The organism is Xenorhabdus bovienii (assembly GCF_024721015.1).
GTDB classification, from domain to species: domain Bacteria; phylum Pseudomonadota; class Gammaproteobacteria; order Enterobacterales; family Enterobacteriaceae; genus Xenorhabdus; species Xenorhabdus bovienii.
In genome coordinates this window covers 1-902 of the sequence record NZ_JANAIF010000250.1, presented here as the reverse complement: position 1 = coordinate 902, position 902 = coordinate 1, and the positions used below count along the sequence as shown (strand labels likewise).

1 protein-coding gene is annotated in these 902 nt (G+C 51.2%); it reads right to left on the bottom strand.

Features of this window, described 5'->3' with window-relative positions:
• Positions 1-902 (bottom strand): P22 phage major capsid protein family protein (locus NXS07_RS20370; RefSeq protein ID WP_258087559.1); only part of this gene is annotated, 902 nt, incomplete at both ends.

Genomic DNA, 902 nt, shown 5'->3' with positions numbered 1-902 from the left:
TTAGGGATTGAGAATGATTGTGTCTTCATGCCAGAGAACAGATCATGATTGACCGGGATCGGTTGTGATACCAGTCGAATTGAATCATCAGCCCAGAACACGTTGGCCTGTGTGGTTTTGATGTTCAGTACATTGACCGCCATGCCATCAGCCAGCGAAATATTCACGTTGGCGTAGGCGCGTTCTTCCGGTGTTAACTTGTCGTCGCTGAGTGCAACAGGCTTTGGCGTGATAGTGACATCACTCCCGTTAACAGCCACCACGGAGAATGTTGCATCTTGCGTCAGAATGTTCTTCGCCATCTGAGACAGGTACTTCACACCAGCAAAGCTGATTTTGTCACCCCGTTTCAGACCAGCGCCGCTCAACTTAACTACAGCGGTGCGGTTATCCACGTTCTCGCGGTTTCCGTCTGTGTCTTCGACCCATGCTTGAGGCCTGAACTTCTGAGCACCAGAAACAGTGAGGCCTGTCGCTGTAGACGCTGGTAGAGATGGCATTTTCGGAGAACGCAGAACGTCATTGAATCCGGCGATCTGCTTCTGGATAGTCCCAGACTTGTACGCATCCTCTGGAATCCGACCGTAGAAGTCTTTGTTTGTCAGATCCTGACCTGCCCCACGGTAATCTGTCGGGTTGAAGAAGAAAGACAGACCCGCGCTGCGATTCAATTCACGAGAGAAAATCAGCGCCTCAGCCTCAGAAATGAAATCCCAGCCCGTTTTAGCTGAGCCGATCTGTTCAGGGCTTGCCACAACCAGAGAACCCATTTCCACAGCTTGCTTAGCGATAGCCATCTCAACGTTATTCGCCAGTTTCTGACCAGATGCTTTGAGGCGGCGACGTATGGAACGCTCATCACGCAGATCATCCGCACGAAGCTGGAAGAAGTCGTTATCAGG